At 72.3% G+C, this 19,868-nt stretch carries 14 protein-coding genes; 11 read left to right on the plus strand and 3 right to left on the minus strand.

What is annotated here, in order from left to right:
* Positions 1 to 189: 189 nt before the first annotated feature.
* From AC07GB_RS35940 to AC07GB_RS35950, 3 genes are read left to right on the plus strand one after another with little or no spacing between them, the layout of a single operon-like run.
* Positions 190 to 1,692, plus strand: a complete 1,503-nt coding sequence (locus AC07GB_RS35940) for a class I adenylate-forming enzyme family protein (RefSeq protein ID WP_478853057.1) — start codon at positions 190 to 192, stop codon at positions 1,690 to 1,692.
* On the plus strand, positions 1,689 to 3,101 hold the full coding sequence (locus AC07GB_RS35945; protein ID WP_478853059.1) for a serine hydroxymethyltransferase: 1,413 nt from the start codon (positions 1,689 to 1,691) through the stop codon (positions 3,099 to 3,101). Before AC07GB_RS35940 ends, AC07GB_RS35945 begins: the two co-directional genes overlap by 4 nt.
* Complete coding sequence (locus AC07GB_RS35950; RefSeq protein ID WP_478853061.1) at positions 3,098 to 5,530, plus strand: non-ribosomal peptide synthetase; 2,433 nt, start codon at positions 3,098 to 3,100, stop codon at positions 5,528 to 5,530. The genes AC07GB_RS35945 and AC07GB_RS35950 overlap by 4 nt, the downstream gene beginning before the upstream one ends.
* Positions 5,531 to 5,533: 3 nt before the next feature.
* On the opposite strand, the gene AC07GB_RS35955 is transcribed toward AC07GB_RS35950, so the two are convergent.
* Positions 5,534 to 6,622: a DNA glycosylase AlkZ-like family protein gene (locus AC07GB_RS35955; RefSeq protein WP_478853063.1), complete on the minus strand. Its 1,089-nt coding sequence runs from the start codon at positions 6,620 to 6,622 to the stop codon at positions 5,534 to 5,536.
* A gap of 118 nt (positions 6,623 to 6,740) precedes the next feature.
* Positions 6,741 to 9,668, minus strand: coding sequence for an MFS transporter (locus AC07GB_RS35960; protein WP_478853065.1), 2,928 nt, complete (start codon positions 9,666 to 9,668; stop codon positions 6,741 to 6,743).
* A gap of 153 nt (positions 9,669 to 9,821) precedes the next feature.
* Here AC07GB_RS35960 and AC07GB_RS35965 point away from each other — a divergent pair, with 153 nt between their 5' ends.
* The gene (locus AC07GB_RS35965) at positions 9,822 to 11,015 is read left to right on the plus strand and encodes an NAD(P)/FAD-dependent oxidoreductase (protein ID WP_478853067.1); all 1,194 of its coding nucleotides are present in this window, start codon (positions 9,822 to 9,824) and stop codon (positions 11,013 to 11,015) included.
* Positions 11,016 to 11,083: 68 nt separating this feature from the next.
* Here the strand turns inward: AC07GB_RS35965 and AC07GB_RS35970 are convergent, their stop codons facing one another.
* Positions 11,084 to 11,794 carry a PIG-L deacetylase family protein gene (locus AC07GB_RS35970; RefSeq protein WP_478853069.1) on the minus strand — a complete coding sequence of 237 codons (711 nt, stop codon included), beginning with the start codon at positions 11,792 to 11,794 and terminating at the stop codon, positions 11,084 to 11,086.
* Positions 11,795 to 11,964: 170 nt separating this feature from the next.
* Between AC07GB_RS35970 and AC07GB_RS35975 the strand changes: the two genes are divergently transcribed.
* From AC07GB_RS35975 to AC07GB_RS36005, 7 genes are all read left to right on the plus strand, one after another.
* Positions 11,965 to 13,464: a class I adenylate-forming enzyme family protein gene (locus tag AC07GB_RS35975; protein ID WP_478853071.1), complete on the plus strand. Its 1,500-nt coding sequence runs from the start codon at positions 11,965 to 11,967 to the stop codon at positions 13,462 to 13,464.
* 47 nt (positions 13,465 to 13,511) lie between these two features.
* The gene (locus AC07GB_RS35980; RefSeq protein ID WP_478853073.1) at positions 13,512 to 14,456 is read left to right on the plus strand and encodes a DUF6039 family protein; all 945 of its coding nucleotides are present in this window, start codon (positions 13,512 to 13,514) and stop codon (positions 14,454 to 14,456) included.
* A 63-nt stretch (positions 14,457 to 14,519) separates the two neighbouring features.
* Positions 14,520 to 14,924: a DUF3224 domain-containing protein gene (locus tag AC07GB_RS35985; protein ID WP_478853075.1), complete on the plus strand. Its 405-nt coding sequence runs from the start codon at positions 14,520 to 14,522 to the stop codon at positions 14,922 to 14,924.
* 563 nt (positions 14,925 to 15,487) lie between these two features.
* The gene (locus AC07GB_RS35990) at positions 15,488 to 16,192 is read left to right on the plus strand and encodes a Crp/Fnr family transcriptional regulator (protein WP_478853077.1); all 705 of its coding nucleotides are present in this window, start codon (positions 15,488 to 15,490) and stop codon (positions 16,190 to 16,192) included.
* Between the two features lie 3 nt (positions 16,193 to 16,195).
* Positions 16,196 to 17,527: a cation:proton antiporter gene (locus AC07GB_RS35995; protein ID WP_478853079.1), complete on the plus strand. Its 1,332-nt coding sequence runs from the start codon at positions 16,196 to 16,198 to the stop codon at positions 17,525 to 17,527.
* 180 nt (positions 17,528 to 17,707) lie between these two features.
* Positions 17,708 to 18,940 (plus strand): hydroxymethylglutaryl-CoA synthase family protein, encoded by a 1,233-nt coding sequence (locus tag AC07GB_RS36000; RefSeq protein WP_478853081.1) that lies wholly within the window; start codon positions 17,708 to 17,710, stop codon positions 18,938 to 18,940.
* A gap of 2 nt (positions 18,941 to 18,942) precedes the next feature.
* Positions 18,943 to 19,734: an enoyl-CoA hydratase-related protein gene (locus AC07GB_RS36005; protein WP_478853083.1), complete on the plus strand. Its 792-nt coding sequence runs from the start codon at positions 18,943 to 18,945 to the stop codon at positions 19,732 to 19,734.
* Positions 19,735 to 19,868: the final 134 nt, after the last annotated feature.

Genomic DNA, 19,868 nt, shown 5'->3' on the forward strand with positions numbered 1-19,868 from the left:
CCCGGTCTGCTCGGTAGTGAGCGTTCGGCGTCGAAGTCAGGGGGTGGTGCGGGGGGCTGATCGCTCAATCCTGGGCATCACCAGGGGCCTGCCGTTCGTACGGTCAGGCTGTGCGGGACGTCCGTCCGTACGACCTCACAACTCACTCCGCCGGTGACCGAGCGTCGTCGGCGCGAAGAAGGAGTCCAGATGGCCGAGCGTGCCTACACGCCGGAGATCACCACCGGTTTCACCGTCCACGATCTGTTGCGTCGACGGGCCGAACTCCAGCCGGACCGGATCGCGTTGAACGTCGACGACGGCCCGGTCCTCACCTACGGGGAGTGGGACCGCCGCTCCAACGCGGTGGCCCGCGGGCTGCTCGACGCGGGCATCGGCCGCGGTGCGGTCGTCGGCCTGTGCTTCGACGGCCTGGACTGGATCGACTACGCGGTCGCCTACCTCGGGGTGCTGAAGGCCGGGGCGACCGCCACCCATATGAACCAGGCCGTCGGCGCCGAGGAGATCACGCGGCGCCTGGAGTGGACCGGCGCGGCCGCGCTGCTGCACGGCGAGGACGTCGTCCCGCCGGCCGCGCTCACCGCCCTGACCGCGACGGCCGCCGGCATCGCGAGCGCCGACGACACGGACCCGAAGGTACCGGTCGAGGTCACCGACACCGCCGACATCCTGTTCACCTCCGGCACCACCGGGCCGGCCAAGGGCTCGGCCTCCCCGCACGGCAACCTGACCTACGGCCGCGGGCCCGAGGGCTTCCACCTGTTCGGCGACCCGGAGCCGCTGCTCACGCCGATGCCGCTGGGCACCACCGCGAGCGCCACGACCGTCAACTTCTCCATCCACACCCCGTCGACGCTGGTGATCTGCCCGATCGACGCCCCCGAGCGCATGGCCCAGCTGATCGAGAAGTACCGGATCGGCTCGATCATGATCACGCCGTGGCTCGGCATGCAGCTCGTGCACAGCGGCGCCACCGAGCGCTACGACCTCAGCTCGGTCGAGACGATCGCCAACGCCTCCACCGCCCTGCCCCCGGCCATCGCCCGCAAGCTGCTCGCCGCCATGCCCGGCGCCCGGCTGAACATGTCCTACGCGGCCTCCGAGGCCGTGCCCGCCTCCATCGGCCACACCTTCGACCCGGAGAAGCCCCTGGCGACCGGCCGGCCGATGCGCGGCTCCGAGCTGCGCATCGCGGACGACGACGGCGAGGAGGTCCCGGCCGGCACGCTCGGCGAGATCTGGCTGCGCAGCCCCGCGCCCAAGCGGTACTACTTCGACAACCCCGAACTCAACGAGAAGGTCCACGTCGACCGGTGGACCCGCACCGGCGACCTCGGCCGGGTCGACGAGGACGGCCTGCTGTACTTCTTCGACCGGCGCAACGTCGCCATCCGCACGGCCGCAGGTCTCGTCTCCACCATCGAGGTGGAGGCCGCGCTGTACGAGCACCCGGCCGTGCGAGCCGCCGCCGTCTTCGGCGTGCCCGCGGACGGGGACGACCAGAGCATCGCCGCCGCCGTCTCGCTCGCCGACCCCGACGCGCTGACGGAGCTGCCCGGCTTCCTCGCCGGCCACCTGCCCCCGGAACAGGTCCCGGCCCTGTGGGAACTCGTCGACGTCATGCCGCGCAGCGCGAACGGCAAGGTACTCAAGCACGTGGTCCGCGAGCGGCTGACCAAGCGGACCGGGTGACCCGCGTGCTGAACTCCGGCAACACCGACGGTCGCGCCGCCGTCACGCCCCACACGGCCCTGCTCCTGAAGGGCCTCACCGCACTGGAGGACCAGGACCCGGTCCTGGCAGACCTCCTCGACAGCGAGCTGACGGAGCAGAACTGGACGCTGGCCATGGTGGCCTCGTCCAGCATCGCCGCTCCCTCGGTGCTCGCGGCCGCCGGCGCGGTGCTCTCCAACGTCACGGCCGAGGGCTACCCGGGAGCCCGCTACCACCCCGGCGCCCGCCACTTCGACAACGTCGAACGCCTCGCCGAGATCCGGGCCCAGGCCGTGTTCGGCGCCCAGTACGCCAACGTCCAGCCGCACTCGTGCTCCAGCGCGAACCTCGCGGTCCTGGCCAGCCTGTTGCCGCCCGGCGGCGTGCTGCTCGGCCTGGGCCTGGACGCCGGCGGCCATCTGACGCACGGCTCGTCCGCGTCCGTCACCGGCCACCACTACCGGGCCGTCAGCTACGGCGTCGACGAGGACGGCTGGATCGACTACGACCAGGCCCAGCAGCTGGCCTGGAAGCACCGGCCGCGCGTCATCGTGGCGGGCGCCAGCGCCTACCCGCGGCACATCGACTTCGCCCGGTTCCGGGAGATCGCCGACGACGTGGGCGCCTATCTGCTCGCCGACATCTCGCACATCGCGGGCCTTGTCGCGGCAGCGGAGCACCCCAGCCCCATCGACCTGGCCCACGTCACCACCACCAGCACCTACAAGCAGCTCGGCGGCCCCCGGGGCGGCCTGATCCTGATCGGGGCGGAGCGCCACACACCCGGCCCCGACGGCCGGACCCCCCTCGCCGACCTGATCTCACGCGGGGTGTTCCCGCGCAGCCAGGGCACCCCCGACCCGGCGGCCATCGCCGCGAAGGCAAGGGCGTTCGGGCTGCTCGGCGGCGCGGACGCCCGGGTCACCGCCCGCCGGACGGTGGAGGACGCCCGCGCCCTCGCCGAAGGCCTCGGTGCCCTCGGACACCGGCTGCTCACCGGCGGCACCGACAATCACATGGTGGTGGTCGACCTCCGCCCGACCGGCATCAGCGGCCTGGTGGCCGAGCGTGCCCTGGAGGAGTGCGGCATCCTCGCCAACCGGAACCGCATCCCCCACGACACCCGGTCGGCGATGGTGACCAGTGGTCTGCGGCTCGGCACCAACTCGCTCGCCCAACGGGGCATGGGCCCGGCCGAGATGACCCGCTGCGTGGAGCTGATCGACCGCGTCCTGACCGGCTTGGTCAGTGTGGACGACACCACGCACACGCTCGACCCGCGCCTGCGGCGCGCGGTGCGCGCCGAGGTCCAGGAACTCTGCGCGGCCTTCCCGTTGCCCGGCTATCCGCTCTCGTCCCCGCCCACCGGCCCGGAGGCCCCGCAGTGAGCAACCGTCCCTCGCCCCCCGAAGCCCTCGTCCGGCTGCCCGCCTGCCGGGCGGGCCTCGCACCGATACCCACGGCCGGACGCGGCCGCGTCACCGCAGCGGCCGGTCCCGCCGGGACCGGCCGGGCGGTCCGTGCCCTGGCGGACCGTCTGGGCACCGGGGCCGAGGCGGTGCTGCTCGCTGCGTTCACCGCACTGACGTCCCGCTACAGCGGGCAGCCCACGGTGGCGTTCGCCGTCCTGACGCCCGACTCCTCCCGGATCATGGCTTTCGACACCGCCGGTGATCCTGCCTTCGAGGACCTCGTCCGGCGGGCCGCCGCTCACCTCGACGAGCCGGCGGACGAGCCGGCGGACGGGCCGGGCGGACCGGACCACGCGGCGCGGGCCCCGGTCGCTCTCGCGCTCCGACCGGCCCACGACAGCGCTCCCGAGGCCGGTGGCGAGCTGACCCTGGGCGTCGCGGTGGACCAGGACGAACCCGCGCTCGACGCCGGTTTCGACACCGGGCGGTTCACCGACGAGGGCGCGCACCGCCTTCTGGGCCACTACCGCACCCTGCTCCAGGGGGCACTGGCCGACCCCCGCCTCACGCTGTCGCGGCTGCCACTGCTCACCGAGGCCGAGCTGCACCTCATGCTCGTGGAGTGGAACGACACCCGGCAGGACCTGCCGCGGCACGACGGCACCCTCCACGGCGCGTTCGCCCGGCAGGCCGCCGAACGGCCGCACGCCGTGGCCCTCGTCGAGGGGGAACGCCGCCTCGGCTACGCGGAGATCGACGCCGCCGCCAACCGCCTTGCCCGCCACCTGCGGACCCTGGGCGTGCGGCGGGGCACCCTGGTCGGCCTCGCCCTGCACCGCTCCGCCGACTTCCTGACCGCCACCCTGGCCGTCATGAAGGCGGGCGGGGCGTACGTGCCGCTCGACCCGGCCTACCCGCAGGCCCGGTTGCAGACCATGCTCGCCGACGCCGCGTGCCCGCTCGTGGTCAGCCACCACGACCTGGCCGACCGGTTCGCCGGGGCGCCGGTGACCGTCCTCGAACTGGACACGGACGCCGCCGCCGTCGCCCGGCACGAGGCCACCGCGCCCGAGGAGCAGGTGGGCCCCGACGACCTGTGCTACGTCATCTTCACCTCCGGCTCCACCGGTCGGCCCAAGGGCATCGCGCTGCGCCACGGCGGGGTGCTCAACAACCTGCTCGACCTGGACACCCGGTACGGTCTCGGCCCCGGCGACGCGGTGCTCGCGCTGTCGTCGCTCAGCTTCGACATGTCGGTCTACGAATTCCTCGGGCTCACCGTGTCCGGGGGCACCGTGGTCGTTCCCGAGCGCGGCCGGGAGAAGGACCCGGCGCACTGGGCCGACCTCGTGCGCCGGCACCGGGTCACCGTGTGGAACTCGGCCCCGCCGTTGCTCGAGCTGCTCGCGACCCACGCCGAGCGGGCCGAGACGGACCTGTCGTCGCTGCGGGTCTCCTTCAACGGCGGCGACTGGGTGCCGCTCACCCTCCCGGACCGGGTCCGGGCGCACGCGCCCCGGCTGCGCTTCGTCGTCCTCGGCGGCGCCACCGAGGCGTCGATCCACTCGACCGTGTACGAGGTCGGCCGTGTCGACCCGGCCTGGACGAGCATCCCGTACGGCCGCCCGATGGCCAACCAGCGCACCTACGTGCTCGACGCGGCGGGCCGGCCGGTCCCGGTCGGTGTCGCGGGCGAGCTGTACCTCGCGGGCGACGGGCTCGCCCGCGGCTACCTGGGTGCCGCGGAACTCACCGCGGCCCGGTTCTCCGAGTGGTCGTACGGCCCGGTCCGCGGCGAACGCCTGTACCGCACCGGGGACCTCGCGCGGTACGGCGCCGACGGCGTCCTCGAACTGCTCGGCCGCATCGACTTCCAGGTCAAGATCCGTGGCGTCCGGATCGAGACCGGCGAGGTGGAGGCCGCGGTCATGAAGCACCCCGCGGTCAAGGCGTGCGTGGTCGCGGCGCACGACGGGAGGCTGGTCGCCCACGCCGTGCCCCGCCCCGGCCGGGCGGTCACCACGGAGGAGCTGCGCCGGCACGCCGCCGCTCTGCTGCCGCCCGCGATGACGCCGGCCGTGGTCGTCCTCCTCGACTGCCTCCCGCTGACGCCGAACGGCAAGGTGGACCGCCGCGCGCTGCCCGCCCCCGCCCTGCCCGGCCACGCCGACGGGGGCCGGCCCGCGGACGCGTGGGAACAGCGGGTCGCGGACGCCTGGACGGAGGTCCTCGGCGTCGAACAGGTCGGCCGCGACAGCGACTTCTTCCAGGTCGGCGGCGACTCCCTGACAGCGATGCGGGTGGCCCAGCGGATCGACCCGCTGCTGCCGGTGACGGAGCTGTTCACCCATCGCCGCCTGCGCGAACTGGCCGTGCGGGTACGCGAGCTGGCCGCCGGGCGGTGACCGTCAGCCGGTGATCCGCAGCGCGACGTCCGCGGCGCCACGGGCCGAGGCCACCGTCGTGGCCTCGGCCTCCAGCGCCTTGTCGGCCCCCGCGGGCAGCGGCTGGAACGGCGTGACGGTCAGGTCGAGCCGGCGGCCTGCCGCCTTGGCCCGCCAGACGCCCACGATCTCCGTGCCGGCCAGCACCGCGCCGGGGCCGCCGATCGCCCGCCAGACCTCCTTCTCCCGCGCCTTGTCGGGCACGAGCAGCCCGCGGTCCCTGCCCTGGAGGAACGGATCACCCGGGGGCAGGAGCCGCAGGGCCCGCGCGGGCTCCGCGGACAGCAGCTCGTCGACCCGCTCGGCCGGCAGCCAGGCCTTGGCGCCCTCGACCCGGACCTCCGCGAGGTCGTCCGGCCACACCTTCTTGACGACGGTGGCCTTGGTGCCGAGGAACTTGGCGGCCTCGGCAGGCGCGGCCGGGCCGTGGAAGCGCAGATAGGCGCGGATCAGCCGGTCGGTGCCCGACGCCGCTGACGGCAGGGGGAACCCCGGGTCCAGCGGCGACAGCACGGTCCGGCCCCGCTCCCCGCCGACCCGCACGCCGCCCGCCAGGCCCGCCTGCTGGAAGAGCAGCCCGGAGATGTGCTGCGCCCCGCACGGGGCGCACCAGTACGTCAGCGGAGCGGGTACCGCCGCGCTGACCGCGGTGCTGGCCTCGCCCTTGCCCGTCGGGCCGGTCACGGAGGAGCGGAAGGCCTCGGCGGTGGCCCGGAAGGCCTCGAGGCCGAGCCTCGCCCCCTCCTTGATCACGGCCGTGCTGATCCGCCCGGTCGCGTCCGCGTCGTCGAGCGGCCACAGCGCGGCGGCGAGTGAGGGCAGTTCGGCCCGCCGGTGCAGGTGCGGCGCGCCGCGGAAGGACCACACGGTCTCCAGGCCGTCCTCGCGGGCGCCCCGGGCCGCGAGCGCGAGCCGCGCGGAGCCGCTGGGCGTGTCCTGCGCGCCGAGGACGAGCACGTCCGGGTCGGGGGACGAACGGTCGAACCCGTGGGCCGCGATCCGATACGCCAGCACCTGCTCCCGGCTCACCTCGATCAGCCGACTCCCGCCCAAGGCCCTCCCCCTTCTCGCTCTGTGGCACAGCCCCTGTACCGTACCCGCCCGCCGTCCGGCATGCCGGACGGCGTATCCGGCACACCGGATACGCCGTCACTCCCGCCGGAGCCCGCCGTCAGCCGAGGACCTCGGCCTGGGGCGCCGCGTACCGCTCCCGCAGTTCGCGCTTGAGCACCTTGCCCATCGGGCCACGCGGGAGCCGGTCGACCAGGTGGACCGCCGTCGGCACCTGGTGCGGGGAGAGCCGCTCGGCCGCGAAGGCGCGCAGCTGCTCGGCGCCGGCCCCGGGGTCGCTGGTGCTGACCACCGCGACCACCGTGTGGCCGGTGTCCGGATCCGGCACCGCGATCGCCGCGGCCTCACGGACGGCCGGGTGCGCGAAGAGCGCGTTCTCGACCTCGATCGAGGAGACCAGCTGCCCCGAGACCCGGATGGCGTCGTTGCCGCGGTCGAAGAAGTAGACCTCTTTGCGGCGCCCCAGGTAGGCGTAGTCCCCGGTGCGGGTCCACCCGTCGACGTGGGTGCGCTCGTTCAGCTCCGGGTCGAGGTGCATGCGCTTGGGCGCCCTCGTGTGCAGCCAGACCTCGCCGACCTGCCCGGCCTTGACGGGCTTGCCGTCCTCGTCGAGCAGCCGGAGCTGGGTGCCCGGCCGGGGCTTGCCGACCCGGGTCGGACGGGACGGGTCGTAGTCGGTGCCGATGCTGGCCGGCACGGCCTCGGAACCGCCGCCGTACGCCGTCATGATCTCCGCGTCGGGCATGAGGTCGAGGAGTGCCCGGGCGTAGCGCGGCGGGAGCTGGGCGGAGGCGATGCCGATGGTGATCACGCTGTCGAAGTCGTGCCGGTCGGCGACGCCGAGGTCCACCAGGCGCATGGCGTTCCACGGGGTGAGCATGACCGAACCGGCCTGGTAGCGCTCGACCAGTTCGCCCATCAGCTCGACGTCGTCCGCGGGGCAGACCAGGATCGGCGCGGTCGTGGTGAGCGCGAAGATGCCGACGGTGCCGGCGCTGAAGACGGTGCCGAGCGGCATCGGCGTGAGGATCGGCGCCGCGCTGGTGAACGTCTCCTGGAGCACCGAGCCCGGGCCGCGGCCGAAGCTGAGGTTGCCGTGCGGGTTGGTGAGCGGCTTGGCCGGGCCCGTGGTGCCCGAGGTGTAGAGGATGTCGGCGACGTCGTCGGCGGTGAGGGTGACGTCGACGGGTGAGTGGTCGCCGCTGTCCAGCTCGGTGACGGTGGCCAGCCAGTCGGGGCGGGCGCCCGCGGGCACGGCCGGCGCGGCCGGCAGCTCCTCGCTGTAGATCATGCCGACCGCCTCCGCGTGACCGAGGCGGCGCGCGAGTTCGGCCTCGTCCAGGGTGCCGTTGAGGTGGGTGGCCGCGGCCCCGGCCTTGAGCACGCCGAAGTAGGCGACGGCGTATCCGGACCAGTCCGTGCCCTCGTAGAACAGCGCGACGCGGTCGCCCTTGCGGACGCCGCGCGCGATCAGGCCGTGGGCCACGGCGTTGGAACGCCGGTCCCACTCCGCGTAGCTGAGGAAACTGCCGCCGTCGATCAGGATGGGCACCCGGTCGGGCTGCTTTCGCGCGAGGATGCCGAGGATCTCGGGGGCGAACCGCTTCTTCGGCCGGACCGGCCGGACCAGTACGGCGGCGACGACCAGCGCGGCGAGCGCCAGCACGGCGCCGCCGCCGAAGCCGTACCGGACGCCCTCGACCAGCGCGTCCGGTGAGCCCCCGTCGTCGTGCCCGCCCGCCGCTCCGAACACGGCGACCAGGACGGCGAGTCCGGTGGAGCCGCCCACCTGGGTCATGGCGTCGAAGAGGCTGGAGGCCGAACCCGCCTCGTGGTCCTCGACCCCGGACACGGCGATCATCGTCATGGGCACGAACATCAGCCCGTTGCCGACGCCGAAGAGCAGGAGCGGGCCGAGCACCCCGCCGAGGTAACCGCTCCCGGTGGACAGCGCGATCAGCCAAAGGAGCGCCACCGCGTTCAGGGCGATGCCGATGACCAGCGGCTTCTTCTGACCGATCCGGCCCACCAGGACCTGCGCGGTGTAGCGGGCGGTGACCAGGATGCAGACCATGACCGGCAGGAACGCCAGACCGGCCCGCAGCGGGCTGTAGTCCAGGACGGTCTGCAAGTACAGCGTGAGGAAGAAGAACATCGCCAGGAACGCCCCGGTGAGCGCGAAGGCGACGAAGTAGACGCTGCGGCGGTTGCGGTCCTTGAACATGTGCAGCGGCACGATGGGCTGCTCCACCCGCGACTCGACCCGGACGAAGGCGCCGAGCAGGACCACCGCTGCGGCGAAGCTGGTCAGCGTGACGGGTGCGGCCCAGCCGTGCTGCTGCCCGAAGCCGAGGCCGCCGACCAGGGCCGCCATGCCCAGCGAGGAGAGGATCGCGCCGGCCACGTCGAACCGGCCGGTGCGGCGCGGGGTCTCCTTGACGGACACCAGGGCGAGCACCGCGAGCACCACGCCGATCGGCACGTTGACGGCCAGCACCCAGCGCCAGGAGAACCACTGGGTGAGCACGCCTCCGGCCAGCAGGCCGACGATGGCTCCGGCCGATGACATCCCGCTGAACACGCCGAACGCCCGGTTGCGCTGGCTGCCCTGGCGGAAGTTGGTGGTGATGAGGGCGAGCACGGTGGGCGCGATGACCGCCGCGCCGACGCCCTGCAAGGCCCGGCCCGCGATCAGCATCCCGGTCGACGTCGCGAGGGCGCCGAGCAGGGACGCGAGGGTGAAGAGACCGACCCCGGCGAGGAAGACGCGCCGGCGGCCCAGCAGATCGCCCACCCGGCCGCCGAGCAGCAGGAAGCCGCCGAAGGTCAGCACGTAGGCGTTGACCACCCAGGAGAGCGCTCCGGTGGAGAACCCGAGATCGCTCTGCATGCTCGGCAACGCCACGTCGACGATGGTGGCGTCCATGACCACCATCAGCTGCGATATCGCGATCACCGCGAGCGCCGGCCCCGTACGCCGCCGGCCGGCCCGGGCGGCCGCCGCCCGGGCCGATTGCTTCACTGCCATGTGGTGCACCCCTTCGGGTGGGATCAGAGAGGAGAAGTCGACGGTCCAGCTTGCCGCCGCCCTTCCCTCCCGGCCGCTCACTCATGAGCAGAACGTGCGACGGAATCCTCCTAGCGTGACGGCTCCACAGTTGAGCGATCGTTGGGTTACGGCATGTATGACGTGATTGTTGTAGGGGCGCGCTGCGCCGGGGCGCCGGCCGCCATGCAGTTCGCCCGTGCCGGGTACCGGGTCCTCCTGGTCGACCGGTCGAAGTTCCCCGCCGACAAGCTGTCCACGCTCTACATCCAGCAGACCGGGGTGCTCCAGCTCCAGCGCTGGGGGCTCCTGGACGCCGTCCGGGCGACGGGCTGCCCGCCGCTGGACCACGTGGTCTACGAGCTGGGTGACGACGTCCGGGTCGAGGGGTGCGCGGAGCCCGTGGACGGTGTCACGGCGGCCTACGCGCCGCGCCGCAGCATCCTGGACCCGCTGCTGGTCCAGGCCGCGGTCGCCGCGGGCGCGGAGTTCCGGGACGACTGCGCGGTGACCGGCCTGGTCGAGGAGGACGGGCGGGTCACCGGCGTCAGGCTGGCCACGGGCGGCGGAGGGGAGGTCGTGGAGCGGGCCCGGCTCGTCGTCGGCGCGGACGGCATGCGGTCCACCGTGGCCGAGCTGGTGGGCGCGCCCAAGACGGTCGAGCACCCCCGCCTCACCTGTGCCTACTACACGCTCTGGCAGGGCCCGACGACGCACTTCGAGCTGTACGAGGGCCCGACCGGCTGGGTGTCGGCGGTGCCCACCAACGACGCCGTGCTGATCTCGGCCTACTACCCGCAGCACCGGTTCGCCGAGGTGAAGACCCGGGCGCAGGAGGCGTACCTGGAGAACGTGCGGGACAACGCGCCGGCCCTGTACGCCCAGTTGGAGGGAGCGGAGCAGGTGGAGCGCCTCTACGGCACCGGCGACCAGCAGAACTTCTTCCGTCAGGCGTGGGGTCCTGGCTGGGCGCTGATCGGTGACGCCGGCCACCACAAGGACTCGCTGACGGCCCGGGGGATATCCGACGCGTTCGCCCAGGCGCAGCTCCTGGTCGACGAGGTGGGCGACGCGGTCGGTGGCCCCGGCGGCGAACTGGACCTGGCCCTCGCGCGGTTCGCCGAGGCGAGGGACGCGATGTTCATGGAGAACTACCAGGCGACCCTGCTGGTCGCCGAGGCGTCGGCGCGCGACAAGCGCCGGATGCTGCTCAAGGCCGTGGCGTCCAGCCCCGACCACGTCCGCCGCTACTTCAACACGGTGGCCGGGCTCCGTCCGGTCTCCGAGCTGTACACCCCCGAGCTGCTGGCCCTGCTGACCCCGGCCTGATCCCCGCACGGCTGTGCCCTCCTCGCCCGGGCCGGGGAGGAGGGCACAGCCGTGAGCGCGCCGGGGGGTCAGCGGGTGATGAGTTCCAGCGTGATCGCCGGTACGTTCCCGAAGCGCTCGCCCATGCCGTTCGCGATGGACGTGAACGGCCCGCGGATGTCCTTGATGCCGATCCCCTCCAGGTAGGCGGCGTGGGCCTCGATCGAGGAGATCGCCAGGTCCAGGGTCTCGGTGATGTCCACGGCGTGGGTCGGCTGCGGCGACTGCGCGAAGGCGATGTACTTCACGTCGCCCCACGGTTCGAGGCCGGGCTCGGGGAAGATCCAGCGGTTGCCCGCGTCGCCGATCGCGTCGAGCAGCGCCAGGCCGGCGTGCCGGTGGTCCGGGGAGTTCCGCTTGCCGCCGGGGAAGGTGTCGTGGTGGTTGAAACCCACGATCAGCTCGGGCCGGTGCCTGCGGATCGCGTGCGCGATGTCCCGGCGCAGGTCGAGGCCGTACTCCAGGACGCCGTCGCGGTGGTCGAGGAACTCCACGTCCGTGACGCCGACGATCTTGGCGCTGGCCCGCTGCTCGGCCTCGCGCACCACCGCGGCCTCCTCGGGGGCCATGCCGTCGATGCCCGCCTCGCCGCGGGTGAGCAGCAGGTAGGAGACGCTCTTGCCGGCCGCGGTCCAGGCCGCGATCGCGCCGGCCGCGCCGAACTCCAGGTCGTCGGGGTGCGCCACCACCGCGAGCGCGCGGGTCCAGTCGGTCACCATCGGCTGCAACTGGTCTGCCATCGTTGTTCCATTCTTCCGGGAGCGGGCCCACATGCTCCGTCCGGTGCCGGTGCCGGGTCTGCTCACTGTTGGGCACCCGCGGGCGGCTCGGACCGCCGTCCGGGCGAGGCCGGCGGAAGTGCTCAGTGTTGAGCTGCTGTCCTGGCGAACGCGGTCCTAGCCTCGGCGCCATGCCCTCCGTATCGACTGGATCACGCGGTGCCGATGCCGAGCGGGCCGACACCGTCCACGAGCTGCTGCGCCGACGGGCCGGCCTGACGCCCGAGCAGACCGCCCTCAACGTGGCGGGCGGCGCGACGCTCACCTTCGGGGAGTGGGAGGCCGGCTCGAACGCGGCGGCCCGCGCCCTGCTCGCCCGCGGCGTCGGCCGCGGCAGCCGGGTGGTGCTCCACTTCGCCGACGGCGACTGGATCGCCTACGCCGTCGCCTATCTCGGCGTGCTCAAGGCCGGCGGGACGGCCGTGCACCTCGGTGCCGCCCTGCCGCACGCCGAGCTGCTCCGGCGGTGGACCGAGACCGGAAGCTCGGGCCTGGTGCACGGCGACGCGCTGCGGCCGCCGCCCGGCCTCGACGGCTGGACCGTGCCGGCCGGTGAACTCGTCGGCGACACCGCGCCGGTGGAAATCCGGGTCGGCCCGGACGACCTGGCCGACATCCTCTACACCTCGGGCACCACCGGCCCCGCGAAGGCCTACACCAATCCACACCGCACGCTGGTGCACGGGCGGCGTCCGGCAGGCCTTCGGTCGATGGACGGCTCCGCCCCGATGCTGGCGCCGATGCCCATGGGTACGCCGTCGAGCGCGATGAGCGCCTCGCTGATGCCGATCAACTCGCCGTCCACGGTGCTGCTCTGCCACCCGGACGAGGTCGACCTGATGGGCTCGCTGATCGCCGAGCACCGGGTCGCGACCGTGCTGCTCACCCCCTGGACGGCCCTGCGGATGGCCGCCGGGCGACTGGCGGACCGGTACGACCTCAGCAGCGTGACGACGGTGGCGATCGCCTCCGCGCCGCTGCCCGCCGCCACCGCCAAGGCGTTGCGGGCGATGATGCCGGGCATCACCATCAACACCGCCTACGCCCAGGGCGAGGCCGTGCCCGCGGTGATCCTCGGCTCGTACGACCCGGAGCGCCCGACCGCGCTGGGGCGTCCGGCCCAGGGCACCGAGCTGCGCGTCGCGGGGCCGGACGGCGCGGCCGTACCGGACGGCGAGATCGGCGAGATCTGGCTGCGCTCGGACCTCGCTCGACGACGCTATCTGGACGAGGACCTCAATTCGTCCCTCCGGAGCGACGGTTGGATCCGCACCCGGGACCTCGGCCGCATCGGCCCGGACGGCGACCTCTACCTGTTCGACCGCGCGGTGGACGCCGTCGAGGTCGACGGCCGGCTGGTCTCCTCGGTCGAGGTCGAGGACGCCCTGTACGACCACCCGGCCGTGCGGGAGGCGGCCGTGCTCGGCCTGCCGGATCCCGACGGCGGCCGGAGCCTCACGGCCGTGCTCGTCCTCGACGCGCCCGCACACGCGGGCGACGTACTCGACTCCCTCAAGGGGCGATTGACGCCTCATCAGATCCCTTCGACCGTGCGCCTCGCCGCGACGCTCCCGCGCGGCGCGACCGGCAAGGTGCTCAAGCACCGGCTGCGCGCGGAACTTTCGGCCTGACCGGAAGTCCGCCGCGAGTTCCGACGAACCGAAAGCACAGGACCTTCATGACTGAGATAACCACCCCGTTCAGCCTCCCGCTCGCGCACCAGCAGACATCGGTGCCGCTTTCCGAACTCCTTCATTCCGGAAATTCTGGCGTCGTTGTGGAGCGCGTCGGCCAACTGCGCGCCGAATTCCGTTCGGAGGGCCGTAAATTCGCCCGGGAACTGGCCGATCACATCAACCGCCACTACGCCGGTGTGGCGAGTGTCTTCCTGTACGAAGAGACCTTCGGCACCGAGGACCAACTGCACTGGCTGATCCACCTGGAGTCCTTCGCCTCCTACGAGAGGCTACTGGCGATGGGCAGCCAGGACGAGGGCTGGCGTGACATCGTCCTGCGCAACCGCATCCCCGAGGAGCGGGGCGGCGGCTCCTGGGAACGCATGTTCGTCGACGGCAGCCTGCGCGAGACCGTGCTGATCCCGCAGAGCTTCGGCATGTACGGCACCGCCGAGGAACGACCGGACAGCGTGGTCAAGGCCGAGGGCGAGAACGTGGAGCGCTTCGTGGTGCCGACCGCCGCGCACCAGAGCGACCAGAGCGCGGGCGACGTCCTCACCACCGCGAACTGCGGGCTCCTGATGCACCGCACCGGCGAGCTGCACTACGAGTTCCGCGCCGAGGGCCGCCAGTTCGCCCGGGCCCTTGCCGAGGGCTGGAACAAGAACCTGGCCGGCATCGCCACGATCTACCTGTACGAGGAGGCGTTCGGCCTCTCCGACCGCATCCACTGGTTCATCCACCTGCGCTCGGTGACCGACTACTACCACCTGATGGGTCTTCGGGCCCGGGTCGACCCCGCTGCACGTACGATCTTCACCAAGCAGTGGATCTCCGAGGAGAAGGGGGGCGGGGGCTGGGAGCGGATGTTCGTGCAGGGCTCGCTCCAGGACATGGCGCTCACCCCGCAGCACTGGGGGATGCACGCTACGCAGGGTCCCGCGTAGACCCGAGCAGCACCGAGCAGCAGACCACCACCGCACACCGTTTACCGACTGAGGGAGTACCACATGACCACCAAGGCCACCGGCACGTTCGAGCTGGTCTGGGACGAGCAGGATCCGTACCACGCCGAAGAGGGGGTCGCACTGTCCAAGGTGGTCGTGACCAAGACCTTCACCGGCGACCTGGAGGGGACCAGCGTCACCGAGCTGATCAAGGCGATGACCCCGGAGCCGACCTCCGCGGGCTACGTCGCGATCGAGCGCTTCACCGGCACCGTGAACGGTCAGGAGGGGTCCTTCATCCTCCAGCACAACGCCGTCTCCACCCGCGGCGAGGGCGACCTCAACATCGTCGTCGTGCCCGACTCCGGCACCGGCGCGCTGAAGAACATCAGCGGCAGCTTCAACGTCGTCATCACCGACGGCAAGCACAACTACACCCTGGACTACGACCTGGGCGAGACCGCCTGACGCAGCGTCATCACGGCCCGCCGGCGCCCCCGGCGGGCCGTTGTCACGTCCGGGCCCCAGGCTTCCCCCGCCGCGGCCCTAATTGGCTCCCCCTTCGCGGAACGGTCGAGCCTTGCTCCGCACATTTCCCCTTGCGAATAAAAGTTATCCCGTCCCGCAACTTGATCGAACAGATCGCGTGAATACATACTCGGAGTCGGGGGCGGGAGTGACAAGAGTGTCGATTTCCTCACGTCACCATTGCTCAATCGTGGGCATCGTTCCGCGGTCGCATAGTCCAGCGTGATCCCGGCGCAACAGTGGTGCGGCGATGAATTGCCGTACCACGTACGCATATCACGCAGGGGGACGCGCCCATCGCTCCGGCAGCGGTCAGCGGTGTGAACCGTGCCCACGTCTTTCGCCCAGGAGCGGCAGCCGTGCGCCAGGCTGCCCCTTCTGACGCGGCTCGGAACCGAGGGGGGAACAGTGAAGAGGACGAAGAGGACACAGACGACCAGACCAACCGGCGGACACAGCACCGGCCCGTGCACGACCGCGGAGGCTTCCGAGGGGTGTCGCCGGTGACCAGTTTCCTGTGTTCGGCAAAGTTGGGAGAGGCGCTCGCGGACCTGGTCAGGACCAGGACGATCACCTCGACCACCGTCGAGGTGGGCCGGCACGAGGTGGTGTACGGCTGCCTCGACCGCAACCGCAGCATCTACCTGCTGCGCCAGGGCCAGGTGAAGGCCGTGGTTCCCACCCGCGAGGGCAAGGAGTGCCTCGTCGACATCTACTCGGCGGGTGACGTCTTCGGCGAGCTGTGCCTGCTGGGGGCGGGCAGGACCGAGATGGTGTCGGCGATGACCCCGGTCGTCCTGGACCGCGTGTCGGCCGACCAGGTGCTGTCCGCCATGGGGGACGCGGGCTTGCGCACCGAGATGGTGCGGCACATGGCCGAACGACTCCTTGAGCGCCAGCAGTTGATCGCCTATCTGGTCACCGAGGACAGCGAGTACCGGCTGGCCGCCGTCCTGCTCCAGCTCGGCCGGAAGATCGGCAAACGGGACGCGCACCTGCTCCGGATAAAGGAGAAGATCACCCAGGAGGAACTCTCCGCGATGGTCGGCACCACGCGCTCCCGCGTCGGCTTCTTCCTCAAGAAGTTCCGGGACGCCGGCCTCGTCCAGCGCGGCAGCGGCTTCTTCCTCAACATCCACGAGCCGCGACTTCAGGGGTACATGGGCGAGGGGCACACGATACGGAACCGCGTCGGAACGGCGGTCTGACCGATGCCCACGCTGGGCGCCGACGTGGCGCCCCCGCTCGACGCGCACCAGGTGCAGCTCTTCCTCCTCCAGCTCGGTGTCCTGCTGCTGCTCGCCCTCCTCCTCGGGAGGCTGGCCAACCGGTTCGGCCTGCCCGCCGTGGTCGGCGAGCTGGCCACCGGCATCGTCCTCGGCCCCTCCGTCCTCGGCACCGCCTTGCCCGACCTCACGGCCGGGCTGTTCCCCGCCGACCGCGAACAGACCCATCTGCTCGACGCGGCGTCCCAGTTCGCCGTGGTGCTCTTCGTGGGCGTCGCGGGAGCGCACCTGGACATGGCGTTCATCCGCCGGCGCCGCGACGTGCTCGTCACCGTCGGTCTGAGCAGCTTGTTGATCCCCCTCGCGCTCGGGGTGGCCGCGGGCTTCCTGGTGCCCCAGGTCCTGCTCGGCGCGTCCGCCGACCGCACGGTCTTCGCCCTGTTCCTGGGGGTCGCCCTCAGCGTCAGCGCCATTCCGGTCATCGCCAAGACCCTGTCCGACATGGGCCTGATGCACCGTGACGTCGGCCAGCTCACCCTGGCGTCGGCGGCGGTCGACGACGCCATCGGCTGGTTCCTGCTCTCCCTGATCTCGACGATGGCCACGGGTTCCCTCGGACCGGCCGAGGTCGGCACCTCGCTCCTGTCCCTCACGGGGTTCCTGCTGGCCGCGCTGTTCGTCGTCCGCCCCCTGGTGCGGTGGGTGTTCGCGCGAGTCAACGCGCAGGGCGACCCGCAGCTGGCCGGCACCGTCGCCGCCGCCGTCATCCTCCTCAGCGCGGCGGGCAGCCACGCGCTGAAGCTGGAGGCCGTGTTCGGCGCGTTCGTCGCCGGCCTGCTGATCTCCGCCGCGGTGGACCAGCGGCTCATCGCCCCGCTCAGGACCATGACGCTCGCGGTCCTCGCCCCGGTGTTCCTCGCGGCCGCCGGGCTGCGGGTCGACCTCCGGGCGCTCGCGGATCCGGCCGTCCTGCTGACCGGCGTCGCGGTGCTCCTTGTCGCCTCGATCGGCAAGTTCGCCGGGGGTTATCTCGGCGCCCGGCTCTGCCGGCTCACCAGCTGGGAAGGGATCGCGATCGGCGCCGGACTCAACGCGCGGGGGGCCGTCGAGATCGTCGTCGCCTCGGTGGGCCTGCAACTGGGCATCCTGACCACCGGGTCGTACACCGTCGTGGTCCTGATCGCCGTGGCCACCTCGATCACGGCCCCGTTCGTACTGCGTTGGTCCGCGGCGCGGATCGAGCAGAGCGCCGAGGAACTCCAGCGGGGCGCGGACGTGCCCGCACCCGTACCGGCCTCGGGACAGCCCGGCCGGTGACGACGCGGCCCGCCGCGAGCGCGGCGCCCAACTGCTCGATTTTGGGCGGCCGGGTGCCGCGCTCCGGCCGCAGGATGGCCGGGCGCCGCCTTCGCGCGCACCACCACAACGGTCGAGGACGAGGGAAGAGAACATGAACCCCCATGGCAGGCGGCCCCCCGGGCGCCCGAGGAGGGCCCGATGACCGTCGGGATCGAGGCGATCAACGCCTACGTCGGCCGGGCCTCGCTCGGCGTGCAGGAGCTTTTCACCGCCCGCGGCCTGGACGACAGCCGCATGGGCAATCTGTTGATGGAGCGCAAGTCCGTCAACCTGCCCTGCGAGGACCCGGTCACCAACGCGGTGAACGCGGCCAAGCCGCTCGTCGACGCGCTGTCCCCCGAGGAGCGCGACCGCATCGAACTCGTCGTCGTCGGCACCGAGTCCGGGCTCGACTTCGGCAAACCGATCAGCACCTACGTCCAGGAGTACCTCGGGCTCGGCAGGCGCTGCCGCTCCTTCGAGGTCAAACACGCCTGCTACGGCGGCACCGCGGCGTTGCAGAGCGCCGCCGCCATCATCGGGGCCAGTCCGGTACCGGGTGCCAAGGCCCTGGTCGTCGCCGCCGACGCCTCCAGCGTCGCGGCCCGGGACACCTACTGGGAGCCCTCTCAGGGGGCGGGTTCGGTGGCGATGCTGGTCGGCGACGACCCGCAGGTCCTGGCCCTCGACCCGGGCGCCAACGGCTACCACAGCTTCGAGGTCATGGACACCCTGCGGCCCCGTCCTGACCTCGAGGCCGGTGACTCCGACCTCTCCTTGATGGCGTACATGGAGTGCCTGGTGCACAGCTATCGCGCCTACCGCGAGCGGGTGCCCGGCGCCGACCTGATGACCAGCTTCGACCATCTGGTGTTCCACACGCCGTTCGCCGGCATGGTCAAGGGCGCGTACCGTCGGCTGCGGCGCGGCGAGGGCCCGGCGTCGCCCGCCGAGATCGAGGCCGACTACGCCACCAGGGTGGAGCCCTGCCTGCGGTACGCCACCCAGGTCGGCAACGTCTACTCGGCCGCGCTCTACCTGGCGCTGTGCTCGCTCGTCGACCACGTCGACGTGTCCGCGCCGAAGCGCCTCGGCATGTTCTCCTACGGATCGGGCTGCGCGTCGGAGTTCTACAGCGGCGTGGTCACCCCGGCCGGGCAGCGGCGCCTGGCCGCACGCGGGATCACCGCGGCCATCGCCGCCCGCCGGCCCCTGACCATTCCCGAGTACGAACTCATCAGCGACCTCAGCCTGCACCGGATGTCCGGGGTGCGCGACCACGTCTACGACGTCGCGCCCTACGCCGACGTCTACGAGGACCGGTTCGCGGGGCGCGGGCTGCTGGTCCTGGACCGGGTGACCGACTTCCACCGCCGCTACCGCTGGAGCTGACCATGGACTACCGCACACTGAGGGTCCGCCGGCAGCCGGAGGCGCTGCGCGTGGTGATCGACCGGCCCGAGGCGAACAACGGCATCAACGACACGCTGATGAGCGAGCTGCACGCCGCCCTGGACCAGGCCGAGAGCGACCCCGCGCTGCGCCTGGTGGTCCTGGAGGGCGCGGGGCCGGTGTTCTGCTCCGGCATGGACTTCGCCGACGCCGCACGCGGCACCGGAGGCGGCTCGTCCCTGCCGGCCGCGCAGGGCGGCCAGGTCTTCTACGACCTGCTCAAGCGGTTCACCACCACGCGCCGGGTCGTCGTGTCGATGGTGGACGGCCGGGTGACCGGCGGCGGTGTCGGCCTCGCGGCGGCCAGCGACTTCGTGTACGCCACCGAGCACAGCAGCTTCGCGCTGCCCGAGGCCCTCTGGGGTCTGCTGCCGGCCTGTGTGGCGCCCTTCCTGGTGCGCCGGGTGGGGTTCCAGCCCGCTTACACGATGACCTTGAGCACGCTGCCGGTCACCGCCGAGCGGGCCGCCCGGATGCAGCTGGTCGACGAGGTCGTCGAGAAGGCCGAGAGCGCCGAGCCCTTGGTGCGGCGCCTCGCCGCCCGGCTCACCAAGATCGACGACAGTGTCATCGCGGACGGCAAGCGTTACTTCTCCCGGATGTGGCTGCCGCCTGAGCCGCTGGAGCAGGCCGCTGTGGGGGAGTTCACCCGTCTCATGTCCTCCCCCGTCGTGCAGCGGCGCATCACCGGCTTCGCCACGCATCAGCGGATGCCCTGGGAGAACGCGAGCTGAGACGACGGTGGGGGTGGGGGGGGGGGGGGCCCCCCCCCCCCCCCCCCTCCCCCCCCCCCCCCCCGCCCCCCCCTCCCCCCCCCCCCCCCTCCTTCCCCCCCCCCCTTTCCCCCCGCTCTTCCGGAAAGAAGACA

It is taken from the genome of Streptomyces sp. NPDC045778 (assembly GCF_056431945.1).